The organism is Dulcicalothrix desertica PCC 7102, assembly GCF_003991905.1.
GTDB classification, from domain to species: Bacteria; Cyanobacteriota; Cyanobacteriia; order Cyanobacteriales; family Nostocaceae; genus Dulcicalothrix; species Dulcicalothrix desertica.
In genome coordinates this window covers 185,900-212,476 of record NZ_RSCL01000011.1, presented here as the reverse complement: position 1 = coordinate 212,476, position 26,577 = coordinate 185,900, and the positions used below count along the sequence as shown (strand labels likewise).

Below are 26,577 nucleotides of genomic sequence, written 5' to 3'. Positions count from 1 at the left end.
AAATATTACTAAGGCAGGATAAATCCGTATTTATTGAGAATGCTTTTAGCCTGCTCACTAGATAAATACTGTACAAACTCTGTTGCTGCTCTCACATTTTTACTCTGTTTCAACACTGCCATTGGATACACAATAGGTGAATGATATGTTTCCGAAGCTGCAACGACTATTTTAACTTTGTTAGAAATTGCCGCATCAGTTTGATAAACCAAACCTGCATCAGCATTACCAGATTCTACGGCAGCTAAAACTTGACGCACATTATTAGCGTAAACGAACTTGGATTTCAATTTGTCATAAATCTTTAACTTTTGCAAAACTTGTTCAGCATATTGTCCTGCTGGTACACTCCTAGGTTCACCAATCGCAATTTTTCTAATATTGTCTTTGCTAAGGTCAAAGAAACTTGTTACACCAGTGCTATTTCTAGGGACAATCAATACCAAACGGTTCTTTGCTAAAACGTCGCGAGTACCTGGAACTAACTTTCCTGCTTGCTCCAAAGTATCTACCTGCTTTTTCCCAGCAGAGATAAATATATCAGCTGGGGCGCCTTGCTGAATTTGTTGCAGCAAACCACCAGAGGCGCCAAAATTAAAATTAATTATAACTTCTGACTGACTTTGTTGGTAGTTAGTCTTTATTTCCTCCATCGCATCCTTTAAGCTAGCTGCTGTAGATACCAACAAAGTAGGGTTAGATTGCGCTACCAAAGTTGATATCGAGGGAATTAATAGCGAAGCCCCTATCGCCAGTAACATACTCGCAACCGCAGCACCAATGAAAGCAACAATCTGTCTTCTATTCATCATTGTCGTAAAATTAACGCTTAGTAGTATATTACCAACCTTTTACCAAAATACCAATTAATTTGGTAAAAATTATTTTACAATATCTACCACATAGCACTAAAATTCATTAATAAGATTCCCAATGTTTGGCGCTTATTATTTTTGCATCTTTCTCATCGAGGTAAAATTTGTATATTGGTTCTCTTGTTACCTCACAGCGTAAAGGTTCCAATATTTTAGTAAATGGGTTCCAAACTAAGGTTATATCTCTTTTTGCTTTCTTTTTTTGGAGAGTGCAGGTGATATGTACTGTTGGTAGATGTAATACAATAGCGCTATATAATTCAGCAGAGACTTTGAGTGTGTAGCGTTCTTTGATATCTTCAAGCTTTCTTTCTAGCTCACGATTAGTTGCTTCAATGCGTGCTAACTCTTTATCTTTATCTTCACCTTCTAGATTTTTATTTTTTATCTTGGTGGCAATTTCTGAGCTAATGGTACCGTAATAATTTTTTAATCTGTCTTCGTCTCTTTCTCTAGCTCGATTTAATTTGGCTGACCATTTTTCTAAATCAGTTTTAATTAACTCTGCTGATTTTGTTTCAATTATATTAGATAATTCTAAATCTGAAGTGGTTTCTGGAAGTAAACAATCATCGACTGGAACTAAATCAGATTCCCATAGTAACGCATCACCAATATCGACAGGCGCCACTCCGGTAAATTCATTTATAATAAACGAAACCATTCCGATTCTTTTTTCATCGGCTTCAGCAACATATGCTACATTACAAAATATATAACGAGTTGTTTTTGGCTCGGCGCCGACGTAACGCATTAAGCCATTAAGTGGTACTATCTTTTGAGTAACTAATTTCTCAAACCCAGAAGCTTTCAAATAACTTTCATACTTAACTTCCAAAGCAGTAACACTACCAACACCAGCAAGAATATCCAAAAACTTATTTAAAAGCTCAGAGTGGTAACTAACAAATTGACTGTTAGGAGTATCAATAACCGTGCTAAATACAGTTTCCTCATCAACACCCAAAGAGCTTGCAACCTTTTCTGGTAGAACAACCTGAATAGTTTTCTCATTAACAACTTCAGATAACCCATCACAAACAGAAACAACCTTCTCCAACGTATTAATAATTGGGTCAGATATAATAATCATATAATAGCACTCCTCTTTTATATTTATTCTTTGCGAAATGCAGCGTACTTTGCGGTTCGTTTATCTAAGCTTCAAAATCTTCACCAAAAATTTGCTCATCCAACTCTTGTGTCTCTTTATATTTATCTTTAGCCTTAAGCAAATTATCAGCTAAATTTTCAAAAGCAGTATCTAACTCAGGAAGCGACTGATTTTTTAGCCAAATATCCATGATTATCTCACCAAAATCGAAATCATCATCAACGTTGCCTAAAATAGTCTCAATTTCACCAACCACCAGTTCAAACATATTAATCTTATCATGTAATATTCTCAATATATATTCTTCAATACTATCTTTCTGACAAAAGTTAAAAATAAACACATCCTGAGTTTGCCCAATGCGGTGAATTCTACCGATACGTTGTTCAATTTTCATTGGGTTCCAGGGTAAGTCATAATTAACAATACAATTGGCAAATTGAATATTGCGTCCTTCTCCCCCAGTTTCTGATGCGAGCAAAACATGAACAGTATCCCGAAACGCTTCAATTGCTGCATCCTTTTGTTTTAATGTCATATCTCCCAAAAACTCAGCAAACTCAATACCTGCTTCTGTAAAGATTTGTGCCAAATACGCTGAAGTTGGTCGATGTGTAGTAAAGACTATAGTTTTCTGTGATGATTTTTTTAATAGTTCGACTAAACTTTTAGCTTTTTCAACTTGCTTAATTTGCCCTGCACGTCGAATTAAAGTCTTTAATTCCTCATTATCTAACTTCTTGGAAAGATTTTTTAAAGATTCCGATAGCGCATTTATACTAGAACCTGCGCGCATAAGTAAGTTTGTACGAGATAACTTATCAAGGTCTTCGGAATGTACACGTAAAAAGTTACTCAAATCTTGGTAAAGTTTCTTTTCAGTGTCACTAGGAGTAACAGTAATAGTAGTAGCAAATCTTTTAGGTAACTGGACATCGACTAAAGAACGAGTGTTGCGTATCATGACTTCACGCATAAGACTCCGCAACTTTTCTTGATTTTTCGGTACTCTGCCATTTTTGCTGGAAACGTATTCTCGCTTAAAGTCCGCTTCAGTCTTAAGTAAACCTGGTTTTAATAAAGTGAGTAAATTAAATAGTTCCACCAAAGAGTTTTGTACTGGTGTTGCGGTCAACATGAGAATAAATCTTTTATTTAAAGCATTAACAACTTTCCAGTTTAGGGTATTGCGGTTTTTCAAATGATGTGCTTCATCAACTACAACTAAATCCCAGCTACGTGATGTTACCAAAGGGTAATGTTTTGCAGATTTTGCGGTATTGAGAGATGCTACAATTTTTTGATTAGCTGTCCAAAATTCTTCGGGGTTTTGTTGTCTACTATCATCATCGGTAGTGATGGAAGAAATACCAAACTTGGAAGCTAGTTCTAATTGCCATTGAGAAACCAGCGAAGCGGGTGTTAGTATCAATATTGATTGAATCATTCCTCTGGCTAGGTATTCACTAAGTATTAAGCCTGCTTCAATAGTTTTACCTAATCCTACCTCGTCAGCAAGTAATGCACGTCCTCCTAATTGTCGCAATACTTTTCTAGCTGTTTCTATTTGATACCAGTGTTTGTCAATTGCGGTAAGTGCTGGAAGGCAAACTAACTGGTCGTAGTCTGCCATTAGTGATAATTTGAAGAGTTCGTTACGCGCATTGTAGTATTTTATGTCATCGTGTTGACGCTGTTTTAGAGCTGTCATGGCTCGTGAAGGATTGAAGTTGAAGCTGTATGTGTCGTTCATTCTTCGTAGTTGATGTGGTGTGTGTTGGAAGCCACAACTCATTTTCCTTCATTGTTGCGGTTTGGAACACTAGTATTAAAAATTTTTAACGAAACCCAATATATTTAAATTTAATATGTTGGGTTCCGCAAAGCCTCCACCCAACCTACAATAGTCCTCGGTAGCGGATGAAGACTAGGATTACTGCCCATGAACCTAGTGCTACTTTTGCTGCTACTAGGATGTTGAGGATGGGGAGAATTCCACCACTGAATAGCGCTCCTAGTTCTCCGTGTGGTAGTTCGGCGCCTGCTAGAGTAACGACTGACAGTACAATGAAAACGAGTACTGAAAGTTTTTCTAATATGGCAGCGTGCCATCGTTTATAAATTGCCTGCATCCATTCTGGTGGTGCGGTAATAGCTACGAGACCAATAGCGGTTCCACCTGCTACACCTGCTGCAAAACCACCACCGGGACTGAGGTGTCCTCGAATTGCTAGTTCGATACCTACTAATGCTGCAATAGTTGCTCCTAAACGTGCTAATATTACAGATGGTTTATCTGTGAAATGATGGACTTCAGTAGAAGGCTTTTCTGTTGCTAGTAAAAAGTTGGCACCTAATATGGAGATGGTAAATACTACCACCTCGAAGATGGTGTCATATAAACGATTTCTGAAAATGATTCCCGAAACCGCATTAGATACACCACTATCTTTGACCACTGCATCGACAATAGATATAGGATAGTCTGGCGCCGGATTGGCGATGACAAGCATTTTGATATATAATGCTATCCCTGCTAATACGTAAATCCATTTCATTGCTGTTCCCCCAAATGTGACGCACTTACATAAGTCAGGGTTGTCCCTGGTGATGAAAGTTCGGCTTGCATGATGTCGTAGATGCGTTGCAGTCTGATTACGGTTTGTATTGGTTCTTCATTATTTAATTGTGAGTGGACACAGGTCGCATGTACTTCTTTTTCCATCAACGCGCGATGTAATGCTTGTGTATCAGTGTATGGTACTAACTCCAAACGCATATGGCGTTTGTTAAAAATTGTTCGGATGTTAGCTATAACGTTTTCCAGTTCAGAGGTATTTTTATCTGTTTCTGTTGTCCCTTTTAGCACACCTAAACGCATCACCATTGATGAGCGTACTGCCACAGCATACAAAGTAATGGCAAGCATGGTGCCCATTAATGCTTCGGTCAACGCAACATCTGCGGCGCCTAAAATTCCATACACCATTGCCGCAATTGCTCCTAAAATGCCACGAATGACCAATGCATTATAAGGATTTGCTTGAAGTACTAACATGCAAGCAGACAAAGGTAACAGAGCAATGATGAAATATATATAAGTATCAGTCATTGCTTACCTCACTAGGTGCTGTAGAGCAGTATGCTAGTACGTACCCTAACATGGTGTTCCAAATTGCCAAACAGATAATGCCAAGGATAAGTAGTGGCCATTCATTGGGTCTTTTTAACAATAGTCCTACGAGAATAGCAATTGACCCTAAAGTATCTGCAACCGAAAGACTGTGCAGCTTGTATAATACCGAGCGATTACCCAGTAAGAAAGAAGTTCCCCAAAACCAGAAGACAATTCCTACAGTTATACATGTATAACTTAAGATATTTATCATACATCACCCATTCTCTTGATTACATTTGCTAGCAGCATAAACCCAGCATTACCCACACTTAAAATAATTGCGGCAACGACACCAATCATCCAATCATCACGTAAAACAGAAACGACTAATACTATAATTGCCGTTTTGCTAGAAATACTTGCTAATGCCAGCATTTTTTGCCAGATATCATCGTCTCTCCAAGCTTCATAAAATGGTATAAGTAACGCCAAAATCATTGCAATTAATACTATGTTTAAGTTCATGGACTTCTCCTGCGTCGAATTTGGTGAACTTCGTACCAACCTTCTTCGTGGTATTTTAAAACAATGGTCTTGGGTGTAAAAGTAATTAAAAATACATCCAAGAAAATCATTCTGGGTGAGCGTTTTGATAATACTCGCTCCATAACTACTTCTTCATATTTATGAGGACGAACGAGTAACTCAAACGCTTCTATATATGCTTGTGGAACTACTAATATAATTTTCCACAGCATTGGGAACCAATCTTTTAATGTTTCTCTTGTCGCGTTGGTGCGTGGTAATAAAACAGCGATGCAAATACCAATTATAGTATTCGCGACTGTAAAATTGGCGGTAAGCAAAAACCAAATTAGTAGTCGTAGTACAAAATGTCCAATCATGCGGCAAATCTCATCCAGAACAGCAGAATCAAAGTTAAGCTCATAAAACCAACAAGATGCTCAAATCGCTCAAGCATACGCGGCAGTTTCACAAATGTCCGTTTGAAAATTAATACATACGCCAAACAGCCAATACCTACTATTGCCAGCGCTTTTACGATATTCGCAACGGTATATGCCTCGTAATAAAAAAGATTTGTGACGACAAGGGCGCCAATCAGAAAGATTACTGGTACCAAAAAGTTGGAGCGTACCTCTTCTTGTCGGTTATGCGGCAGAAATATAAATCTGGAATAAGTAATTGCCGTTCCGACTGCGGCAATATTCATGATGATTGATTGCCAAGGCAATAAATTTTTCATGGTTAACATCTTCGCCCCGAAGCCAACCAACAAGGGAGTGCCCGAAATTGATAAGCTGGTAATAACTAGAGCAATCCATACCCCAGTATTAATTGGCTTTTGTTGCAGTAGCTTGAGATCACGGGTTGGCAAGGCGCCTGCTGATAGAAAAAGCGCCGCTTTAACTATTCCATGTGCAAGCGCGTAAAAGCCACCTACTACTGGTGCAGCGAGAATCCAGCCTAACTGCGAAATAGTACTTAGCGCTAGCATACGCTTGGTATCTTTTTCAAAAATGGCGTAGATTACTCCTAAAAGAGTTGCCGAAATTCCAAATATTCTGACAATTGGCTCGATTTCCTCTACAACTAAAGCACAACGTAGCAATGGAAGTATCCCAGTTTTAACGACAACTCCCGATAGTAACGCTGACACAGGAGTCTCTGATTCTGAGTGGGTTAAAGGTAGCCACAATCCCGATACAAAAACCCCTCCTTTTATCAATAATCCCAGAAATATCAGGGCTAATGCTTCTGGAGGCGCCCCACGCAACCCAACAAAATCAAACGAATGATTTGCTTTGTAAACCAACGCGGCGCCTACAAGATAAAACAACATCGCCGTGTTGCTAACAAACAAATAGCTTAAACCAACCCAAAGCGAACGGTCGGTGCGGGGATAAGCAATTAGAAGGAACGCGGCAATACCACTGACTTCTAACGCCACATATAAACTGATAAAATCAGAACAAGCAAAGGCGGCATTGACGCTACCATGCAAAATGATGGTTTGTGCGTAAAAGAAAGTCGATTTATCGGTACGCCAACAGTAGAGTAAAACAGCAGTCGTTACCAGCGCATTGGTTAATATAAAGTAGCCAGTCAGCTGATCGACTAGTAATATGACACCGAAATGGTCTACAAGCTGTAGTTTAATAGGGGAATTTTCGACAAATAGCTTTAACGCATAAGCACCAGAAATAACGGTACCGCATAGTGCGAGAAATTTGTCAAGCTTGGGGAATAGATAAATGACGAACCCCAGAAAAAACGGTAGTGCAATCCATGCGATTGTAATGGTGGTCATGGTGTATTATTCTTCTCAATCTCATTGGTTTCTAATGTCGGATTATCACGTGCCAACTTCATGACACCAACAAGCATTAACGCCTGAATCGAGAAACCGATTACAATCGCAGTTAAAATAATTGCTTGGGGAACTGGGTCGGAATAAGCACCATTTTTGACGGATGAAGAAACAATTGGCGTGAATAAGCCCTCTCGCGATGCAATTAGCACATAATAGGCAATAACCCCTGTACTCATTACATCCATAGAGATGATTTTCATCACCAAATTTTTTTTCAGAATTATGCCAAAAAATCCGCATAACACTGTAGCGAATACGAATGCTTCTAACACGGGAATTGCCTGTTTGGTAGGGTTAGCCGTAATTACCTTGCAAAAAAGATACTAATATTGAGAATAAGTTATGTTAGGTATTCAAAGCAAGAAATTGGTGCCTATAAAAAATAAAACGCGCTCTTTCCATATCTAAATACGAATGTATATAAAATTCTTATGGATAACCATAAAAATATCTATAATCCTTAAAAGTTTTTTACAGACATCTACGATTATAATTAGTAAGGTTTGCTGCGACTACATATTTAGTTAGTATAGATGTATGCCAGTTGTAATTGGGTAACTTTTGATGCTTTCACAATGTATTGAATAAAATCACTCCTCATAATTTACTGAGTATGTTGCAGTAAAAATTGAGAAATTATTTTGTGCTTGTTAGAGAAAGTAAGCGCACGTACTAAATATCCAAATTAAATACTCATCGATATGAAAATGCGAAATGCGTGCAAAGTTTGTAGGGTTACCCTTACCATCGCTTTCGTAACGTTGTAACGCTGTTCGGCTGCTAATAAACATCATATAGTGTTATCTTAGTATTTAGGAAACAATGCATTTGCGTGTAACCAAGGCGCGATAGATAAAAGAGGCGATTTTTGAAGTTAAGTAGCTAAAACTGATGAATCTAGAAACATTGTCAAGATTGCGAAGTTTATGTCCAGATGAAGCAACATTCAAGCAGATTAAACAGATTTTAGCAGGCGAAGTCCAGCACTACGAACAAGAAATCGCAAAAGCGAGTTCCTTAATAGAACAACAGAAAGCATTATTCCATGTAATTACCCGTCTGCGGCAACCTTTAGATTTGGAAACAATTTTTCAAGCTACTGCTACTGAGGTTCGTCAGCTTTTAAAAGCAGATCGGGTGGCAATGTTCCGCTTTTATCCAAATTCAGGTTGGGATGATGGAGAATTTGTTTCTGAAGATGTAGACCCAGCTTTTGGGTCAGCGATGGGACAAAAAATTCATGACCACTGTTTTGGGGAACAGTTTGCAGTTCATTATCAACATGGTCGAGTTCAGGCAGTAGCAGACATCTACGATTATGGATTGAGCGATTGTCATATTAATATACTGTCCCAATTTCAAGTTCGGGCTAATTTGGTTGTGCCACTCCTTTTAGAGCAAAATTTATGGGGATTGCTTTGTATTCATCAATGTAGTGCCGCGCGAACTTGGCACTCAAACGAGATCGATTTTGTTGGCCAAATTGCTAACCATTTAGGGGTTGCGCTCCACCACGGAGAGCTTTTAGCAGAGCTACGAGTCGAAATTATAGAACGACAGCAAGCTGAGAAACGTGTTCAAGGCTTGAACCAGGAGTTACAACAAGCCATTACTGATTTGAAGGTAGTTAACAAAGAACTCGAAGCTTTTAGCTACTCAGTTTCCCACGACCTGCGGGCGCCTTTACGTAGTATTGATGGTTTCAGTTTAGCACTGCTCGAAGACTGCCTAAACGAATTGGATGGAACTGGGCAAGACTATTTACGGCGTATTCGGTCAGCGACTCAGCGGATGGGGCAATTAATTGATGACCTTCTTACTCTATCGCGCGTGACGCGCAGCGATATAAATTTAAAACCTGTGGATTTAAGTATGTTAGCTAGCCGCATCTGCACCAATTTACAACATCAGAGCGAGCGGCAGGTGGAATTTGTAATTCAAAATAACTTGGGAGCTACTGGGGATACTAATTTACTACAAGTTTTATTAGAAAACTTACTTAATAACTCTTGGAAATTTACCTCTAAGCACCCCCAAGCTAAAATTGAGTTTGGAGCAACGCAGAAAGAGGATGGCACTAAGGTTTACTTTGTTCGGGATGATGGTGTCGGCTTTGATATGACGTATAGTGATAAATTATTTGGACCTTTTCAGCGGTTGCACGGGATGCAAGAATTTCCAGGTAATGGAATTGGGCTTGCCACTGTACAAAGAATTGTACACCGACATTCAGGTCGAGTTTGGGCTGAGGGGAATGTGGAACAAGGAGCTACTTTTTACTTTACGTTAACCGAAGAGGCTGGAGCATGAATGTGATTGCAAGTAACAAAAGTATCCTTTTGGTTGAGGATAATCCTGATGATGAGGCATTAGCGATTCGCGCGCTCAAGCGTCATCACATTGGCAATGAAATTGTGGTAGCCCATGATGGTGTCGAGGCTTTAGATTACCTCTTTGGCACTGGAATTTATAAAGGACGCGATATTAATATTAAGCCAACGGTGGTTTTATTGGATTTAAAACTGCCCCGCATCGATGGACTTGAAGTTTTGCGACGTTTGCGAGAAGATGAACGTACTAAGCTTTTACCAGTGGTGGTTTTAACGACTTCTAACGAAGAACAAGATTTGCTCAATAGTTATAGCTTAGGGTGCAACAGTTACATCCGTAAACCTGTTGATTTTATGCAGTTTTCAGATGCAATTCGGCAGTTGGGAATGTATTGGTTACTAATGAACGAAGTACCACCTTTATAGCCAAGTAATGTTGTAGCGAGGCGCCTTTCATGAACTTCCACCTACGTATTATCATTGTCGAGGATTCGGAAGATGATAGCTCAACCATCACTTCAGCAATAAATTCACCTTTTTCACTCATAACCACGCTTATATACGGGCATAATTAACACCACTGTAAAGACGGTTTTGACTGTCAGGGTAACTACTAATTGTAGTTGTAATCTCTAAAATTTTCCTTAGTGCCCCTTGTGTTTCTTTCATATATCACTAGTGGCTCCCGTCCGCTAGTCGGAGGCTTATATCTTGCACCATTTTCAACAAGCTCAAAGAAACCGGGCTTATTGAGAAAAATTTTGCGTGCGTACCTTTAATTTGTCGTTCATATGCCCGGTTTCTCGGACTGGTGCATTCCGGTGAGTTATTCCAATTTCAAGAAGTAATTTGATAAGATGAGAAAATGGGTTTTAGCGTTTTTAATGCGTATAACTCTACCACTAAGCAGCATTACAAAGTTTGTACTTTAATATATTAACTGTCTATCCTAATATATCTTCGATTAAAACGCGATTTTACTCTTCAACAAGCAATTATAAACAACTAACTTTAACTAATAAATCATTAGTGAAAAGAACTATAAACCTTACAGATATAAAAATCTTATATAAGTTAAAAGAAAGATTAATGAATTTCAATACACAGCAACTTAAGTTAGCAAATAAAGTAGTTTTGGCGCCGAACAAGAGTACATTATTAACTTATCGGCTGACATTACCAAGTTGAGTTTATCAACGTGGTAAAAGTGTATTACGATATCGGAAAGGGGTAAAATTCTATTTTGGTAGTGGCTAGGAAACGAGATAAGTGTATATTATTGAAGTGTTATTCAAATTTTATTATTTTTATTAATGTTTTCCTTTGGAGAACGAGCTAAAAGATGGAAAATCAACTGAATTTTATTGGGCGACAATTGGCTAAAATATCAGCTATGGCTTCCCCTGCCTTGTTATTTATCGGTATAGTTGCTCTATCATTCGGTTCTATCTTTATTAAATGGAGCGAAAACGAACTTAGTCCCGATGCTACTGTATTTAATCGCTTTTGGCTAGCTACTATATTTTTTGCCCTATGGCAGTTTGCCAAGGTGATAATACAATTTAAAGCAAGGGAGCCAATACAACAGCAGCCTTATACATATCAAAATTTGTTAATATTGTCAACTTCTGGAATTTCGTTTGCCTTAAATCTAGTTTGCATCGCTTGGTCACTGACTCAAACTAGTGTTGCTATTTCTACTGTACTACATAATTTGGCGCCGATATTTACTAGCTTAGGAGCATGGTTACTATTTAATCAAGGCTTCAACCGCCAATTTGTCATTGGAATGATTATCGCTTTTGCCGGAGCGATTGGCATCGAAATCGAGGAACTCTCTACTGCTACCAGCAATTTAGTTGGAAGTTCAGTCGCAATTTTAAGTGCGATTTTTGCTGCTGCTTATTTGCTAACTGTTGAAAACTTGCGAACCAAATTCGATTCGGTGACGATACAATTATGGATATGTGGAATTTCTGTTATAGTGATGTTACCCTTGGTTTTATTGAGTGGAGATGAAATTTTTCCTTCTACACTCTCAGGGTGGGCTTGGGTGATTAGCCTAGCTTTGGTTTGCCAAATTGTTGGTCAAGGGTTATTGACGTATAGTCTTAATAAGTTTTCCTCGGTTGTTGTTTCCTTGGTTCATTTGTTAGAGCCAATTATTAGTAGCCTTTTTGCTTGGGTAATATTTTGGGAAAGGTTAAGTTTTTCAAATTGGATAGGTTTTGTAATACTGCTTATCGGTTTGTATATAGCTGTCTCTAGCCAAGTTACTGTCGAAACAGATTAACTTCATTATACCTATTATTAAAGCAGTTGATGATTATAATCCGCAAAAAAAATTATTTTGGTGTTGAAATGTGGTAATGAATTAGAGGTAGATATGTTAGTCAATTTAGTAATTTCTCCCGTCGAGTCTTATAAACAAATTTCTCGAAGATGGGAGGATTTTAAACCGTCTCATCAAAGTTTTTAGTCAACATTACCATAATTACTCATGCAAAAATCCAACGTAAAAAACATTTCTCCAGCGACTCGCTACCAAAATGCAGCGATTCAATATTATTTAGAACTAACAAATTCTCCATTCCTACATTACGGGTATTGGGAATCACCACCAGTAGCTAATCAGGAACTGACTATTAGTCAGCTGCGTATTGCTCAAGAAGCTTATTCAAATAAACTTTTAAGCTTTATCCCAGAGGGAGTAAATTCTATTCTTGATGTCGGTTGTGGAATAGGAGGTAATGCTAGTTATTTACTGGAACGTGGTTTTACGGTAGAAGGACTGGCGCCAGATGGACTTCAGGAGGAAATGTTTTTAAAACAAACAAACTGTAAAGCACCATTCCATTTAACCAAATTTGAAGATTTTAAGACAACAAATTCTTACAATCTCATTCTTCTTAGCGAAAGTAGTCAGTACATAGCGGCTTCGGATATTGCTCAGTGTGCATCACGTTTACTTAGCTCTGATGGTTATTTGTTACTTGCGGATATGTTACGTGTTGACGATAAGTATAATGAAGGTATTTTTTCTAATTGTCATGTGGTTACAGAGCTTAATACTGCGTTAGGGCAAGCTGGATTTGAGCTAGTTAAAACTGAGGATATTTCTAGCAAAATTACTCCAACTATTGATTTGTGTATTGACAACTTTCGGACTTTTGGGTTATCGACTGGTAAATATATTGGAAACGTTTTAAATATTGCGGTGCCTCCATTGTACGGAGTTTTTAACTGGGCATTTAAACGCTGGCTGGAAAAACCAATTGTTGAAGGATTACAAGCAAAGTATATTTTTGAAAAACATTTATGTTATCAAATTCAATTATGGCGCCTGGTTAAAACTTAGGCTTGAATTTAATAGGAATGCGCTTGCTAGTCAATGCGGTTATTGAATAGTGTTTATATTTAATGGGATGCAGTTAAATCTACTGTATTCCATTTTGCACTTTTTATAATTATTGTAATTAACTGGAAATTCTGTTATACATATCTCTTGACGCTTGGCATTTTAGTAACTACTATGTCAATGAATATGTACTTTTCCTTACACAGCTTAACTTGGAGGTATCCTTGAATTTCACATCCCTAAAAATGACAAAATTGGCAATAGTTGTAAGTTTTGTCCTTATTGGAAATATTACCACAATAGTTATACCATCAAATGCACAGGTTGCCTCAGAACGTAGCATTAATAACAATGCTGAGTTAAAACAGTTGCTTGATGAAGGACGTAGATTGCTTGATATGGGTGATTATAATGGCGCTATAGACAATTATCAGCGTTCGTTAACTATACAGCCAAGAAATGCTTCAATTCATTCTGGAATAGGTATACTATATGTTAAACAGGGTAACTTGGCTGCTGCTCGAACAGCTTTTCAACGTGCGGTTCAGCTTGCCCCTAATAATCCCGATTACCAATACGCTTTAGGATATATCAACGCTAATTTAGGAGATTATGCGAAAGCAAAAGAAGCTTATCGAAGAACTGTACAATTAAATCGGCGCCATTTTAAAGGATATATGGGTTTAGCGACTGTTCTCACACGTTTAGGTGAAAATACTAACGCAATGTGGGCATATCAAGAAGCTGTAAAAATAGAGCCGAATAATCCTTTGGTTTCTGATTTTCGCAATCAATTAAAAATACTGCAAAATAAAAAATAATATTCTTTGATAAATTGGTGCGTGACGCTACTAATGTTATAACTACGTTTGTATTTTTTGATAGCGTCACGCACCCTACTAATTTGTTGTTCGTAGCTTACGAGTATTATCAACCAAACTTTGAGCAAATTGTCAAATCTTTGAGAAAGTTTTTTGTCTACAAGTTTACCTTCTGGGCTAAAGGCTTTCCAAACTTGCCCAATCTTTATCTACTCTGGTATGACCCATCAAATTGAGCAACAGTTTGTTCTTATAAATTTATTGTTAATCTCCTAATTATTTTTGATACAGACGAAATAAACTCTATCTAAATCATGGGCTGCAACATTACGCTCTACACTGTAACAGTTTACTGTTGTAAAACCAACATTTTTGAGCATAGAAATTATCTCTTCCTGCTCATAACCTCTGACTAACCAAGTATTGTCTGCACGCTGCCAGTTATCCTCGATTAATTGAAAGATAGTAATGTGAATGTTTCCGATTTTTTCTTCAGGTTTATAGAGGCGTTTTAACGCCCAGGCATAATCATCTTTGACATCGCCAATCATAGAATTGTTCCAACTTCCTTCATATGTTTTATCCAAGCGTAAGTCGAACATAAACCAGCCATTTTCTATGAGAGCAGCATATACGTTTTTAAAAACGCTGGATAATTCTTCATGATTAATGACATGGTTAAGACCATAATCTACGCAAACAACTCCATCAAAGTTAAATGGGAATTTGAAAAAGCGCGCGTCTTCATGAATAAATTTACTATTAGGTGAGTTTTCACGAGCATAGTGTAAAACCTCTGCGGAACCATCAATTCCAGTAACTTGATATCCTTTGTTTTGTAGCTTTTGTGCTAATTGTCCCGTACCACAACATAGCTCAAGAATATTTGCCCCTTTAGACAGATGTTTTAGCAATAATTCTTCTAAATGCGGTAGTGCAGTCTCGCTGCTTTCTGGTCCCCAAGCTTCATTGAGTATCCGGGCAAAACTGCTATATTCAGAATAGAGAGTTTTGGAAGACATAAAATGTTTCTCCTGTGTTGATATTGAACTGGAAAATAAAATAATTAGCGTATGTTTGGCTAAAAAAGGTTAACTTAGTGCTACTGTTGTGGTTTCAAAGTTCTCTTGAGTTGTTTGATGACTCTTTGTAGGTAAAAATTCTCCCTTTCGTAATTCTTCGACACTATCCTTAACAGCAGAAAGGACGTAATCAATATCTTCATCGGTATGGGCTGTGGATAAGAAACCTCCATCTCCACGCAATAAAATTCCTCTATCGAGTAGCTGGTAGTATAACAGTTCAAAACTCAATGAAGATGCATTAGCTTCCGCTGATGTAGAATTGCCTGCATATGCACGACCGAAAAGCGAGCCAAAATTTACCATACGGACGGGTAATTCTTCTTTTTCAAAGTAATGATTAAGTCTGTTGACAAATTTTGATGTACGTTCGTTCAACTGCATATGAAGGGCAGTTTCTTTTTTTAAATGCTTAATTACGGCGCCTGCAGCAGCTATAGCTAAGGGGTGTTTACAAAATGTACCGGCAAAAAATGTTGTCTTTACTTGGGGATAGGATAAATCTCCATAATTCCATGTACCACCGTCAATTGTATTTAAATAATCGGATTTGCCAGCAATAATACTTATTGGCATACCGCCACCAATAATCTTGCCGTAGGTAGCTAAATCTGCTTTTACACCGAAATGTGCTTGCGCTCCACCAGAGTGAATTCGGAACCCAGTAACCATTTCATCAAATATTAAAGTGATTCCTAACTCTAGTGTTAATTGTCTCAGTTGCTGAAGAAATTCTTTGGGTTGTAAGTCTGGTCTGCGACTTTGCACTGGTTCAACTAAAACAGCGGCTATTTGTTGAGCATTTTGCTTAATAACTTCGAGTGATTGTGCATTGCCATAATCTAAAATTAAAACATTAGTAGCAAAGTTGGCTGGTATTCCAGGAGAAATTGGTACTATTTTTGCACTGCCATTTTTTCCGTTTACTTCTACTAAACTTTCATCAAAATGGCCATGATAAGAACCTGAGAATATGACAATTTTATCACGCCCTGTTACGGTTCTGGCTAAACGAATAGCTGTCATTACAGCTTCTGTTCCTGTGTTACTAAACGCTACCCGCTCCAGACCTGTCAGTTCATAAATTCCTTCAGCGACTTCACCAATTAACTCTGGTTGAGTACCAAGTTGGATGCCTTTTTCAAGTTGTTCTAATAAAGCTTGTTTGATGAATAGTGGGTTGTGCCCGAATAAATTTGTGCCATAGCCCATAATAAAATCAATGTACTCATTGTTATTGACATCCCATATTTTTGAACCTAACGAGCGTTCGCTTACAATGGGATAATACATTTCTTTGGTCAGCAAATCAAAGCGAGATAATACTTTGTTGTCAGCTAAATATGGACGGTAGGTTTGAGCAAAGCTTTTTGATTTATTAGTACGGTGATTGAAGCGAGAGATTAGTGCTTCTAAATGTTGTTTCTGACGCAAATTTAAGCTTGTTGAAGACATATTTTTAGTATTTATAGTTATTTTTGGATTGTAAAAAACCACTGTTAATCAGATATGAGAAATACGTATTAAATAATTCTTGATTAACTGGTGGACAATTAATCGAAGTTGTTGCAAGATCAGCAAGTGTATCTTGACAGTCTAATTCCAACTCGCTTGTGAGCGTAGTAGCATTATTTGTGTCTTCAGTGAACATAGATATTAGTGGATATAAAGCGTTTTCCTCGAAATTCTTACTACTAAGTAGTTCTGCTTGCCATTTGGACTCTGGAATTTCTACGAGTGGATAACCATAGGAGCGTATGTAGTTCACTATTTGGCGCCAATGTGCAGGTTGAGGGTTTACTAAGTGAAAGATTTTTCCCAATGACTCTTTTTGCCGGGATAAATGAACAATTGCTTGGCTCACATAATCTACAGGGCTAATATTAACAGTAGTGTTACGGTCTGGAACTTTACCAAGTTGAATACAACCTTTAATCGTTCTAAAGGTATGGTCGTTTGTATTGCAGGCGCCTGTTTTGCTGCTTCCTGATATGCGCCCTGGCCTGTAAATGCTGATGGGAAGACCGCGCGAACGAGCAATTGTAACTAATTTTTCTGCAACCCATTTACTTTGTGTGTAGCCAGTAGATGGGACTTGACTATCTTGTTCTCCATCTACAACAACACCAAGAGTAGAAATGAAATGTACAGGTTTAAGCTTAATTTGACTTGCTAATCTTAAAATTTCCTGGGTTCCTAAAACATTAGCCGCTTTGAGTGCAGAGTAAGGATAAGTAAAGTTAACTAACGCTCCATTATGATAAATAGTATCAACTTTACTTGCTAGTAATTGAAACTCTTCTTGAGACAAACCTAACAACGGTTTAGATAAATCTCCAACCACAGAAATAATTCGCTGACTAAACTTTTCATCCCAAAGCAAGTAGGATTCTAAACTGCTTTGAATTTTCTGCTTTCCATATTCAATATTGTTCGCGCGCACTAAGCAGTAAATATCCGCTCTCGTTCGTTGTAAAAGTTCATTAAGTAAAAAAGCTCCCAGAAAACCTGTGGCGCCAGTTAATAAAACAACATTCTCTAAAATATTATGGTTAAAGGTGAACCCATTTGAGCAAATTGTCGGGTCTAAAACAGCATCAGCGATAACTGTTGCAAGGATATTACTAGAGGGTGTTTGCTGATTCTCAATTTTTGCAGCTAATCCTGCGACAGTAGGAACCTCAAATAAAGAGCTTATAGACAAATTTATCTGGAATGCTTTCCTTACTTGAGCAAGCAACTGGGTAATCAGTAAAGAATGTCCTCCCAATTCAAAGAAGTTATCGTGAATACCTACTTTTTCTAAACCCAGAAGATTTGCCCAAATAGAAGCTAACTGTTTTTCTAGTGAAGTCCGTGGCGCCATGTATTGCGCTTCTAAATCAAGATGAGTTTGCACGAGTGCTGGTAGCGCTTGGCGATCTACCTTTCCATTCGGTGTTCTTGGTAGGGTTTTTAGCAGTACAAAAGCAGAAGGCACCATGTATTCTGGTAAGTGTTGCTTTCCAAAATTACGTAGTTCTTTAAGTAGTTCATTAATAGGTGTGGAATGAAGATTATGGCGGCGAAACTCAGAGCTAGTCACTATATACGCTACCAGGCGCTTATCCCGCTGTGCTTCCTGTGTTGCTAAGACTACAACCTCTTGTATAGCTTGGTGTTGCTTGAATATTGTTTCAATCTCTCCTAGTTCGATACGGAAACCACGTATTTTGACTTGGTTGTCAATGCGTCCAACGAATTCTATATTACCATCTGTTAAATAGCGGGCTAAGTCCCCTGTTTTGTAAAGCTTTTCTCCTAAAACCGATGTAAAGGGATTGAGAATAAACCGCTCAAAAGTTAACTCTGGTCGGTTTAAATACCCTCTAGTTAGAGGGGCGCCACCAATATACAGTTCACCCGCAACACCAAAAGGTACAGGTTGTAGTTGATTATCCAATATGTAAACTTGGGCATTTGCAAGGGGTTTTCCCAGAGGAACTGTTTTGGAGGCGAGATTTGAAATATTAGATGAAGAAGGGGTTGGATTCACGTGATAAGTTAGTACACCAACGGTTGTTTCTGTGGGACCGTAATGGTTAAGAATTTGGCAGTTAGGTGCTTGTTGGTGGATAATGTCAATTAAATCCCAACTGCTAGCTTCGCCACCTAAAACTAAACACTGTCGAGGCAATATGGATGATGTCGGAGAAGATGCCATCAGCGTTGCAAGGTGAGAGGGGACAATTTTAAGACAATCGATTGGATGGAAGAGAAAGTAATCTGCTAATGCTTGCGGGTCTGCGGCTCGTTCTTGAGATATTATATGTAAACATCCACCCGTATACAAAGCAGGAAAAATTACTGTGTTACCCAAGTCTGCTGCAAAACTAGAAATTGTTGCAAAACTTGCACCTGGGTGTAGGTTTAATTTTTCCACAATTGCATATAGGTAATTTACAAGTTGCCGATGTTCAACAGCAACAGCTTTGGGTTTACCTGTGGAACCAGAGGTAAAGAGCGCATAAACAAGGTTTTCAGGTTGCACATTTGTTTGAAGATTATCAAAAGGTTCCTGTGCAATAATTTCTCTACTCGTATCTAAGCAGATTATCTGAGCGACATCAGCAGGAAGTTTTTCCACTAAAGACTGCTGTGTTAACAAAATTGATGCTTGAACATCCTGCAAGCGAAAAGCTAAATTGGCTTTTGGTAATATTGGTTCTAGCGGTAGGTAAGCAGCACCCGCTTTAAGGATTGCTAATATTCCAATAATAATATCAAGCGAGCGTTCTACACATAACCCTACTATATTCTCTTTTTCAACACCTAATCGCTTGAGGTAAGAAGCTAGTTGATTTGCTTTGGCATTCAGTTCTGTATAAGTCAAATGTTGGTTTTCAAACACCACAGCTATGTTGTTTGGGGTTTGTTCTACTTGTTGTTCAAACAGTTGATGAATGCACTTATCTTGGGGATAACTAATTTGGGTATTATTAAATTCAACTAATAACTTATGACGTTCTCGAACAGTAAGAATTTCTAATTTACCAACAGTAGTTTCTAAATTTGAGGCAGCGCTGTTTACTAAAGTGTGAAATTGTTCTGCTAAACGTTGAATGTTTTCGTCTGTATATATATTATCATTGTAGTGAAACTGAGCAACGAGAGATTTTGGCTTGTGCAAACAGCTAAGTTTTAGTTTGCAGCAGTCAAGGCAGACGTAATGTTTATAAAGGGATAAAGAAACTTCACTTGTGTGATACTCTTCGGGCAATTCCTCAAAGTCAAAACTAATTGATGAGTCGGCGCCACCAGAAATAGTAAAGTATTCCTGATATTTATCAGCTTGGCTAATCTGTGAGCTAATTTGATATAAAACTTCAGAAAATTTAAATTCTTTATCTATTGAAGAAACAATAGGCAACGATTGAGCTAATAACCCCATTGTCTCATAAACTTCTTCGTATTTTCTCCCCAAAAACAAAGTATTAATAATAATATTTGATTGTGTAGTAAGTCGCGATATGAGTATATGGAAGCAGGTGAACAAAAAGTCCGAGAGCTTCATGTTTGATTTACTAATCGCAGCATCAATTTTTTCTAAGTAATCTGATAAATCTACAGAAAAAAGCTTTTGGGTAAATGGAATAGTTTGATCAATTTTGCTTTCAAAGGGAAGGATAAGTGGTTGTTGAGTTTTCAGGTTTTGGTTTAGCCAGTAGTTTTTTCCAGCTTCTGCATCTTCTTCTAATAGTTCATTTTGCCATTCCGAAAATTGGATATATTGTATCGGTTCCAACAATCCTGTTTCTTCTGATACATAAGCTTGATAAATTTCGTGTAGTAGGTTCTTGAGTGTCCAACTATCTGCACATAAAGAGGGTAAAGTAATTAGCAGTATATGTTGATTCTCTGAAAGGGTTATCAAAAACAAACGCAACGTGTTGTTTTCTAAATTAGAAATAAGACTTTTTTCCTCCTGAAATAATTCATTAAGTTTTAGCTCTTGTTCTTTCTGTTTACTTAAATTAATATTACGCCATGTCTGTGTACTTATATCAGCTATAACTTGGATAGGAATTTTTACACCTGGTCGGTGGTGAAAAGTTGTACGAAATATTTCATGACGATTAATGACTTTTTGTAATGCTGATTTTAATAGTTTTTCGCTAAGGTTTCCAGTAATGAGAATTGCTAGTTGTGAACAGTAGATATAGCCGTTTTGTTGTGACGACCACAGACGTTGTTGTTGGGGGGAAAGACGAAACCCTTCTAATGTTTGATTTTGCATTTTTAATTAATAATTAATTGGTAATTATCCCGATTGTAGGGTGGGCACTGCCCACCTTACTTTGCTATCGCACGGTGCATTGCGGTCAGTAGAGACGTTACATGTTTAGTCTTTACAACTGATGTATTTCTCCCATCGCTACAACAATTTTTCTTTGTCCTTCATAAGGAAAGCGACCGTGTGCCGTTAACATGTTGTCAAGCATTAGCACGTCTCCTTTCTGCCACGGAAAACTAATTGTAGCTTGTTGATAAACTTCATTGATTTCTGACATTACTGCATCTTCAATAGGAGAACCATCACTGTAATAGACATTACGGGGTAAGTTATTTTCACCAAATATTGACAACAAAGATTCCCGAACTGTTGAGTTTAAGCATGATATATGGTGTAACTGAAGCTGATTAAAAAATACTGTTTCTCTTGTATGGGGGTGTTTTGTAACAGCTTGTCGGATTTGACGAGTTTTTAAGCTATTGTTTGCTAGCCATTCAAATTCAATTCTAGCTTTTTTACAATAATTTTCAACTACTGCTTTGTCAGTGGTGCGGAAAAATTCTTGCCAGCTTACGTCTAAACCTTCAATGTAGTTACGAACATACATTAATTGCTGTTTCTCAAGTTTTTCTCGTAACTTGGGGTTGAGTAATTGATAAGCTTTGCGACAATCTACAATTGGTGTTTCTCCTCCGCGCGCTGCTGGTTGTACGCAAAAAAACCATATTTTGAGAGGAAACTGATGTAAATGAGAACTTTCATTGTGGAAAAGAATAGCTTGGTCTGCGGGGTAAGGTGTGGAACCGTAAACTTTATCACTTACTCCCTCGCGCGGTAAATCACCATATTCAGCGAATAAATTTGGACAAATAGCTTGAGCTAAGTTTTCAAACGTTAATACTGAATCAATATTGCAGTTACGAAAGAGAATAGCTCCGTGATGTTGTAACTTAGTTTCTATGAATAGCCTATTGTTTTTAGCCCAATTGATAATGTCAATATCATTAATAGCAGGCTCTATTACTAAGGGTAAGCTTTCATCTGGATCGAGGAAACATGTTTTAATTAATTCTCCTTGTGGTAATTTTACAGCTTTGGGTTTAACCTGCATAAATTTTTTAAGTTTACTCTCTTCTTGTTTAGTTTCTGCCATAATCTGTTTTCTCTTTTCTGCTTCAGTAAGTATTTCTAAAGTGTTGATACGGGTATCTGGCTGGGCAACGATATTATTTAGTAACGTTTCAAAGTGTCCTGTCATGCGTGTTATTGCTGCTGCATCGAACAAGTCAGCGTTGTAATGCCAGCTACCAACAATTTCTTGTTCTGTTTTTGCAACAAATAATGCTAAATCAAACTTTGCCGTTCCATAGTTGACTTCTAGGGGTGTTATTGTTAGGTCTGGCAGTTCTAAATTCTGTTTTGGAACGTTATCCATAACGAATAACACCTGAAATAAAGGTGTGTGGTTCAAATGTCGCTCTGGTTGTAGTTCCTCTACTAACTTCTCGAAGGGCAAATCTTGATGAGCATAAGCTCCTAAAGCGACTTCGCGCACCCTTTGTAACAGTTCTCGAAAACTGGGACAACCACCAAGGTAGGTGCGTAAAACTAAAATATTGACAAAAAAACCAATTAACCCTTCAGTTTCTGCTTGGTTACGATTGGCAACATCAGTACCCACAACAATGTCATCTTGCTTACTATAGCGGTATAGTAGGGTTTTGAAAGCAGCAAGCATTGTTATAAATAAAGTTGCATTTGCTTCGCGGCTAAGGGTTTGAAGTGCTTGCGATAGTTGGACAGATAACTTGAAACTATGGATGATGCAACGATTGGTTCCTTTTTCAGGTCGTGGTTGAGAGTAGGGAAGTTGTAGTACTGATATTCCACCTAGTTGTTGCTTCCAGTACGCTAACTGAAGAGCTAACACATGTGATTGTAGCCACTGTCTTTGCCATACCGCAAAATCTGCGTATTGTAAAGGTAGTTCGGGTAGCGATAGAGGTTTTTTGTTAACTGAAGCTTTGTAAAAATTTACCAGTTCCCCGACAAGCACTCCCATTGACCAGCCATCAGAGATGATGTGATGCATGGTACACAGCAGTATGTGTTCTGCAGAGTTTAACTTTAAAAGAGTAACGCGCGCGAGTGGACTGCAAGCTAAGTCAAAAGGTTGCTCAGACTCCTTTGCTATCAGTCTCAGTACCTGAGCTTTCTGTTCTGCTTCCGGCAGTGTCTGCAAATCTATTATTGGTATAGTTAGTTGCAACTTGGAGGCAATCACCTGTACAGGATACCCATCTATAGCGATAAACGACGTGCGTAAAGCTTCATGACGTTTAATAATTTCGTTAAGACTTGTCTCCAAGGCTGCTATGTTAAGGGAACCCTTCATGTGTAGAGCGTTGAAGATGTTATAGCTATTATCTAGGTGTAACTGCTGGAGAAACCATAGTCGCTGTTGGGCGAAGGACAGAGGTAATTCAATATCCGTTAACCGTGCAACAGGTAGTATAGGCGTCGCTTGCAATTCCTCTTGTTGAGAAAATGCCTGAATTTTGGCGCCTAGTCCTGCTACGGTTGGTTCTTCAAACAAGTAGCGCAGAGGGACTTCCACTCGGTAAACTTTGCGAATACGGGAAATAAGCTGGGTGGCAATGAGGGAGTGCCCACCTAAATCAAAGAAGTTATCATCAATACTAACTTGTTTAACACCGAGAATATCGCTCCAAATCCCCACCAATATCTCTTCTAAAATAGTACGCGGTACTTTAAAATTATGCTGTTCGATTGTTGCTATGTCGGGTGCTGGTAAGGCTTTTCGGTCTACCTTGCCGTTAGGTGTAAGCGGTAGGGCTTCAACAAACACAAAGGCACCTGGTATCATGTACTCTGGTAATTTTTGTTTGAGGAAGTGGCGTAATTCAGGAGATGTTATAGGTGTATCAGTAACGATATAAGCTACTAAGCGTTTGTCACCCGGTACATCCTCTCTAGCTAAGACGACAACCTCTCGCACTACTTGATGTTGAACCAGTGCCGTCTCAATTTCAGCAATCTCAATTCGGAAACCGCGAATTTTAACTTGGTAGTCAGTGCGTCTAATAAATTCAATATTCCCATCAGGTAAATAACGAGCTAAGTCTCCAGTTTTGTATAGGCGCCCTTTTTCCTGACTATATGGGTTGGGAACGAACTTTTGCGCCGTTAACTCAGGACGGTTGAGATACCCGCGCGCTAAGGAGGCGCCACCAATATAAATTTCTCCAGCAACTCCCACAGGTACGGGCTGCAAATTTACATCTAAAATATATAGTTGGGTGTTAAGAAATGCCCGTCCAATCGGTACTAATTGTTCACTCGCTAACTCTGAGTGTGTTGTAGCTTCAAACCAAGAACTATCGATAGTCGCTTCGGTGGTGCCGAAAGAGTTAATCAAACGAGTTTGAGAACCACAAAAGCTACGGAATTTTTGATATTCTTGCCCATACCAAACATCTGAACCGCACACTAGTAGTTTCATAAAATCAAGCCTAAGTTGACTTTGTTCTAAGTACTCTACTAGATTTCGCAACACTGCGGGTACAAACTCAGCACAGTCAACCTGTTGCAAAACCATCAAATTATATAATTCTTTTGGAGATAGCAAAAATTCTCGTTTTGACAGAACTAATTTACCGCCGGAACACAAAGCCCTTACCAAATCACCAGAAAATACATCGAAGGAGAAGCTTGCCATCTGGAGGTGACAAGTTCTGGTTGCTCGCAGTTGGTAAGTTTGTTCCCAAGCAAAATAAGCATTAACCAAACTGCGATGCTCAATCATCACCCCCTTAGATTGTCCTGTGGAACCGGAAGTGTAAATTACATAAGCGAGATTTTCCGGTTGTAATCTGCTATTAACGGGATTTGACGGTGGTTGCTGGGCAATTACATTCCAGTCTGCATCCAAACAAACGATTTGCGCTTCATGATTTGGTAGTAAGTGTCTTATTTGCTCTTGAGTCAATAGTATCGACACATTTGCATCTGCAATCATAAAAGCCAAGCGTTCCTGTGGGTAATCTGGGTCTAGGGGTACATAAGCACCACCTGCTTTTAAGATGCCTAAAATACCTATTACCATTTCTAAGGAACGTTCTACACAGATGCCAACTAGCATCTCTGGTTTCACACCAAGGGATATTAGGTGATGCGCTAATTGATTTGCCTGTTGGTTAAGTTGATCGTAAGTTAATGACTTTGTGTCGAATACTACAGCCACTGCATCAGGCGCCATTACTACTTGTCTCTCAAACAGATGATGAATGCACTGCTGAGTATCAAACTTTGAACTTTGATTGAGTTCTACTAACAAATAATTGCGTTCTGCTGGTGTCAAAATTGACAATTCTTCTAAGCGTTGATGAGGATTGGCAATTATACCTTCGAGCAATGTAACAAGATGCCCTAGCATTCGTTCAATAATATCAGTGTCAAAGCCATCGCCATTAGTGTAGGCAATCTTAAGCAACAACTGTTCACCAGGAACTACACTTATGGTTAAAGGATAATTTGTTTTATCAAAGCTACAAACATTACTAATTTCTAAACCGATAGCAGGTGACTGCAAGGAAGCATCGATTGGGTAATTCTCAAACACCACGATACTCTCGAATAAAGGCAAACCTCTAGGAACTTCACTCCATCCTTGTATTTCCACAAGCGGAGTATACTCATACTCGCGCGCTTGCACTTGTTGGGTTTGGAGTGAGCGCAACCAAGGAACCACAGATCCTTTAGGGTTAACTTTGATTCTAACTGGCAATGTATTAATAAACAGCCCTACCATCGACTCAGCTTTGACTAAAGTGGGGGGACGACCAGAAACCGTAGCTCCAAATACCACATCTTCCTCACCACTGTAGCGACTTAACAGCAGAGCCACTGCTCCCTGAATAAAGGTATTTAATGTTACTTGATGCTGATGCACCAAAGTTTGGAGAGCAACGGTGCTGCTGACAGACAACTTACGCTCTTGCTCACAGTAACTTTTTTCCTGGATAGACAAACGTTGAGAAACTAAGTTTTTCCTTAGTGAGGTAGGAGTTGTGAAACCCTTAAGTATTGAGCGCCAAAATACTTCTGCCTGAGTAACATTTTGCTGCTGTAGCCACTCAATATAATCTCGGTAAGGACGGGGTTTTTCTAAGTAGAGATTTTCACCTTGGCAAAAAGATTTATAATAAGCAATTACTTCTTTTAATAGTAAAGGTACAGACCATCCATCGAGCAGTAGATGGTGATGACTCCAAATAAAATGATAAGTTGTTTCTTGTAGGCGGATTAGCGTGAAGCGCATTAGTGGCGCCTTAGAAATATCAAAACCGCGCGAACGGTCGTTTAATTGTAAAACTTCCAATTGTTTTTGCTGCTCCAAAGGAGAGACACCCCTAAAATCATGCTCCTCCCAAGGTAACGTCACCTGCCGACCTACAACTTGAATAGGTTTTTCTAATTTTTCCCACACAAACGCCGTTCGCAAAATGGGATGAAGCTCCACAACCTGCTGCCAAGCTCGAACAAACGCATCCACATTCAAAGTTCCATTGATATTGAAACTCATTTGCTCAATATATACACCATCTTCAGGAGCATAAAGACTGTGGAAAAGCATCCCCTGTTGCATAGGAGATAAAGGATAAACATCCTCGATATTCTTGTGCTTCATC

The 26,577-nt window shown here is 38.5% G+C and carries 20 protein-coding genes and 1 pseudogene; 5 read left to right on the top strand and 16 right to left on the bottom strand.

What is annotated here, in order from left to right; translation table 11 throughout:
• Nucleotides 1-8 precede the first annotated feature (8 nt).
• From modA to DSM106972_RS51515, 11 genes are all read right to left on the bottom strand, one after another.
• Nucleotides 9-809, bottom strand: a complete 801-nt coding sequence (gene modA / locus DSM106972_RS23405; RefSeq protein WP_127083057.1) for a molybdate ABC transporter substrate-binding protein — start codon at nt 807-809, stop codon at nt 9-11.
• 109 nt (nt 810-918) lie between these two features.
• Nucleotides 919-1,968 (bottom strand): hypothetical protein, encoded by a 1,050-nt coding sequence (locus tag DSM106972_RS23400; RefSeq protein WP_127082966.1) that lies wholly within the window; start codon nt 1,966-1,968, stop codon nt 919-921.
• A 64-nt stretch (nt 1,969-2,032) separates the two neighbouring features.
• Nucleotides 2,033-3,742, bottom strand: coding sequence for a DEAD/DEAH box helicase (locus DSM106972_RS23395; protein WP_127082965.1), 1,710 nt, complete (start codon nt 3,740-3,742; stop codon nt 2,033-2,035).
• Nucleotides 3,743-3,887: 145 nt separating this feature from the next.
• On the bottom strand, nt 3,888-4,547 hold the full coding sequence (locus DSM106972_RS23390) for a Na(+)/H(+) antiporter subunit B (protein WP_127082964.1): 660 nt from the start codon (nt 4,545-4,547) through the stop codon (nt 3,888-3,890).
• Nucleotides 4,544-5,101, bottom strand: coding sequence for a DUF4040 domain-containing protein (locus DSM106972_RS23385; protein ID WP_127082963.1), 558 nt, complete (start codon nt 5,099-5,101; stop codon nt 4,544-4,546). Before DSM106972_RS23385 ends, DSM106972_RS23390 begins: the two co-directional genes overlap by 4 nt.
• A complete protein-coding gene (locus DSM106972_RS23380) occupies nt 5,094-5,378 on the bottom strand; it encodes a monovalent cation/H(+) antiporter subunit G (RefSeq protein ID WP_127082962.1) in 285 nt (94 codons plus the stop codon). Before DSM106972_RS23380 ends, DSM106972_RS23385 begins: the two co-directional genes overlap by 8 nt.
• Nucleotides 5,375-5,632 carry a hypothetical protein gene (locus DSM106972_RS23375; protein ID WP_127082961.1) on the bottom strand — a complete coding sequence of 86 codons (258 nt, stop codon included), beginning with the start codon at nt 5,630-5,632 and terminating at the stop codon, nt 5,375-5,377. Before DSM106972_RS23375 ends, DSM106972_RS23380 begins: the two co-directional genes overlap by 4 nt.
• The gene (locus DSM106972_RS23370; RefSeq protein WP_127082960.1) at nt 5,629-6,012 is read right to left on the bottom strand and encodes a Na+/H+ antiporter subunit E; all 384 of its coding nucleotides are present in this window, start codon (nt 6,010-6,012) and stop codon (nt 5,629-5,631) included. Before DSM106972_RS23370 ends, DSM106972_RS23375 begins: the two co-directional genes overlap by 4 nt.
• Nucleotides 6,009-7,439: a cation:proton antiporter gene (locus tag DSM106972_RS23365; RefSeq protein ID WP_127082959.1), complete on the bottom strand. Its 1,431-nt coding sequence runs from the start codon at nt 7,437-7,439 to the stop codon at nt 6,009-6,011. Before DSM106972_RS23365 ends, DSM106972_RS23370 begins: the two co-directional genes overlap by 4 nt.
• Entirely contained in the window at nt 7,436-7,774 is a 339-nt protein-coding gene (locus DSM106972_RS23360) for an NADH-quinone oxidoreductase subunit K (RefSeq protein WP_127082958.1), read from the bottom strand. Before DSM106972_RS23360 ends, DSM106972_RS23365 begins: the two co-directional genes overlap by 4 nt.
• 378 nt (nt 7,775-8,152) lie before the next feature.
• Nucleotides 8,153-8,296, bottom strand: a complete 144-nt coding sequence (locus DSM106972_RS51515) for a hypothetical protein (protein WP_158632867.1) — start codon at nt 8,294-8,296, stop codon at nt 8,153-8,155.
• A gap of 97 nt (nt 8,297-8,393) precedes the next feature.
• Here DSM106972_RS51515 and DSM106972_RS23355 point away from each other — a divergent pair, with 97 nt between their 5' ends.
• From DSM106972_RS23355 to DSM106972_RS23335, 5 genes are all read left to right on the top strand, one after another.
• On the top strand, nt 8,394-9,812 hold the full coding sequence (locus tag DSM106972_RS23355; RefSeq protein ID WP_127082957.1) for a GAF domain-containing protein: 1,419 nt from the start codon (nt 8,394-8,396) through the stop codon (nt 9,810-9,812).
• Nucleotides 9,809-10,258 carry a response regulator gene (locus DSM106972_RS23350; protein ID WP_127082956.1) on the top strand — a complete coding sequence of 150 codons (450 nt, stop codon included), beginning with the start codon at nt 9,809-9,811 and terminating at the stop codon, nt 10,256-10,258. The genes DSM106972_RS23355 and DSM106972_RS23350 overlap by 4 nt, the downstream gene beginning before the upstream one ends.
• Nucleotides 10,259-11,174: 916 nt before the next feature.
• Nucleotides 11,175-12,125, top strand: a complete 951-nt coding sequence (locus DSM106972_RS23345; RefSeq protein WP_127082955.1) for a DMT family transporter — start codon at nt 11,175-11,177, stop codon at nt 12,123-12,125.
• A gap of 207 nt (nt 12,126-12,332) precedes the next feature.
• Complete coding sequence (locus DSM106972_RS23340; RefSeq protein ID WP_127082954.1) at nt 12,333-13,190, top strand: methyltransferase domain-containing protein; 858 nt, start codon at nt 12,333-12,335, stop codon at nt 13,188-13,190.
• Between the two features lie 245 nt (nt 13,191-13,435).
• Nucleotides 13,436-14,011 carry a tetratricopeptide repeat protein gene (locus DSM106972_RS23335; RefSeq protein ID WP_127082953.1) on the top strand — a complete coding sequence of 192 codons (576 nt, stop codon included), beginning with the start codon at nt 13,436-13,438 and terminating at the stop codon, nt 14,009-14,011.
• A 78-nt stretch (nt 14,012-14,089) separates the two neighbouring features.
• On the opposite strand, the pseudogene DSM106972_RS53710 reads toward DSM106972_RS23335, so the two are convergent.
• The 5 genes and pseudogenes from DSM106972_RS53710 to DSM106972_RS23310 all read right to left on the bottom strand — a co-directional run.
• Nucleotides 14,090-14,238 (bottom strand): annotated as a pseudogene (locus DSM106972_RS53710) (NADPH-dependent FMN reductase); the annotation flags it as partial.
• Between the two features lie 45 nt (nt 14,239-14,283).
• Nucleotides 14,284-15,033 (bottom strand): class I SAM-dependent DNA methyltransferase, encoded by a 750-nt coding sequence (locus tag DSM106972_RS23325; protein ID WP_127082952.1) that lies wholly within the window; start codon nt 15,031-15,033, stop codon nt 14,284-14,286.
• A gap of 69 nt (nt 15,034-15,102) precedes the next feature.
• On the bottom strand, nt 15,103-16,548 hold the full coding sequence (locus DSM106972_RS23320; RefSeq protein ID WP_127082951.1) for an aspartate aminotransferase family protein: 1,446 nt from the start codon (nt 16,546-16,548) through the stop codon (nt 15,103-15,105).
• Between the two features lie 4 nt (nt 16,549-16,552).
• A complete protein-coding gene (locus tag DSM106972_RS23315; RefSeq protein ID WP_127082950.1) occupies nt 16,553-20,869 on the bottom strand; it encodes a non-ribosomal peptide synthetase family protein in 4,317 nt (1,438 codons plus the stop codon).
• Nucleotides 20,870-20,981: 112 nt separating this feature from the next.
• A complete protein-coding gene (locus DSM106972_RS23310; protein ID WP_127082949.1) occupies nt 20,982-26,576 on the bottom strand; it encodes a non-ribosomal peptide synthetase in 5,595 nt (1,864 codons plus the stop codon).
• Between the last annotated feature and the right edge of the window lies 1 nt (nt 26,577).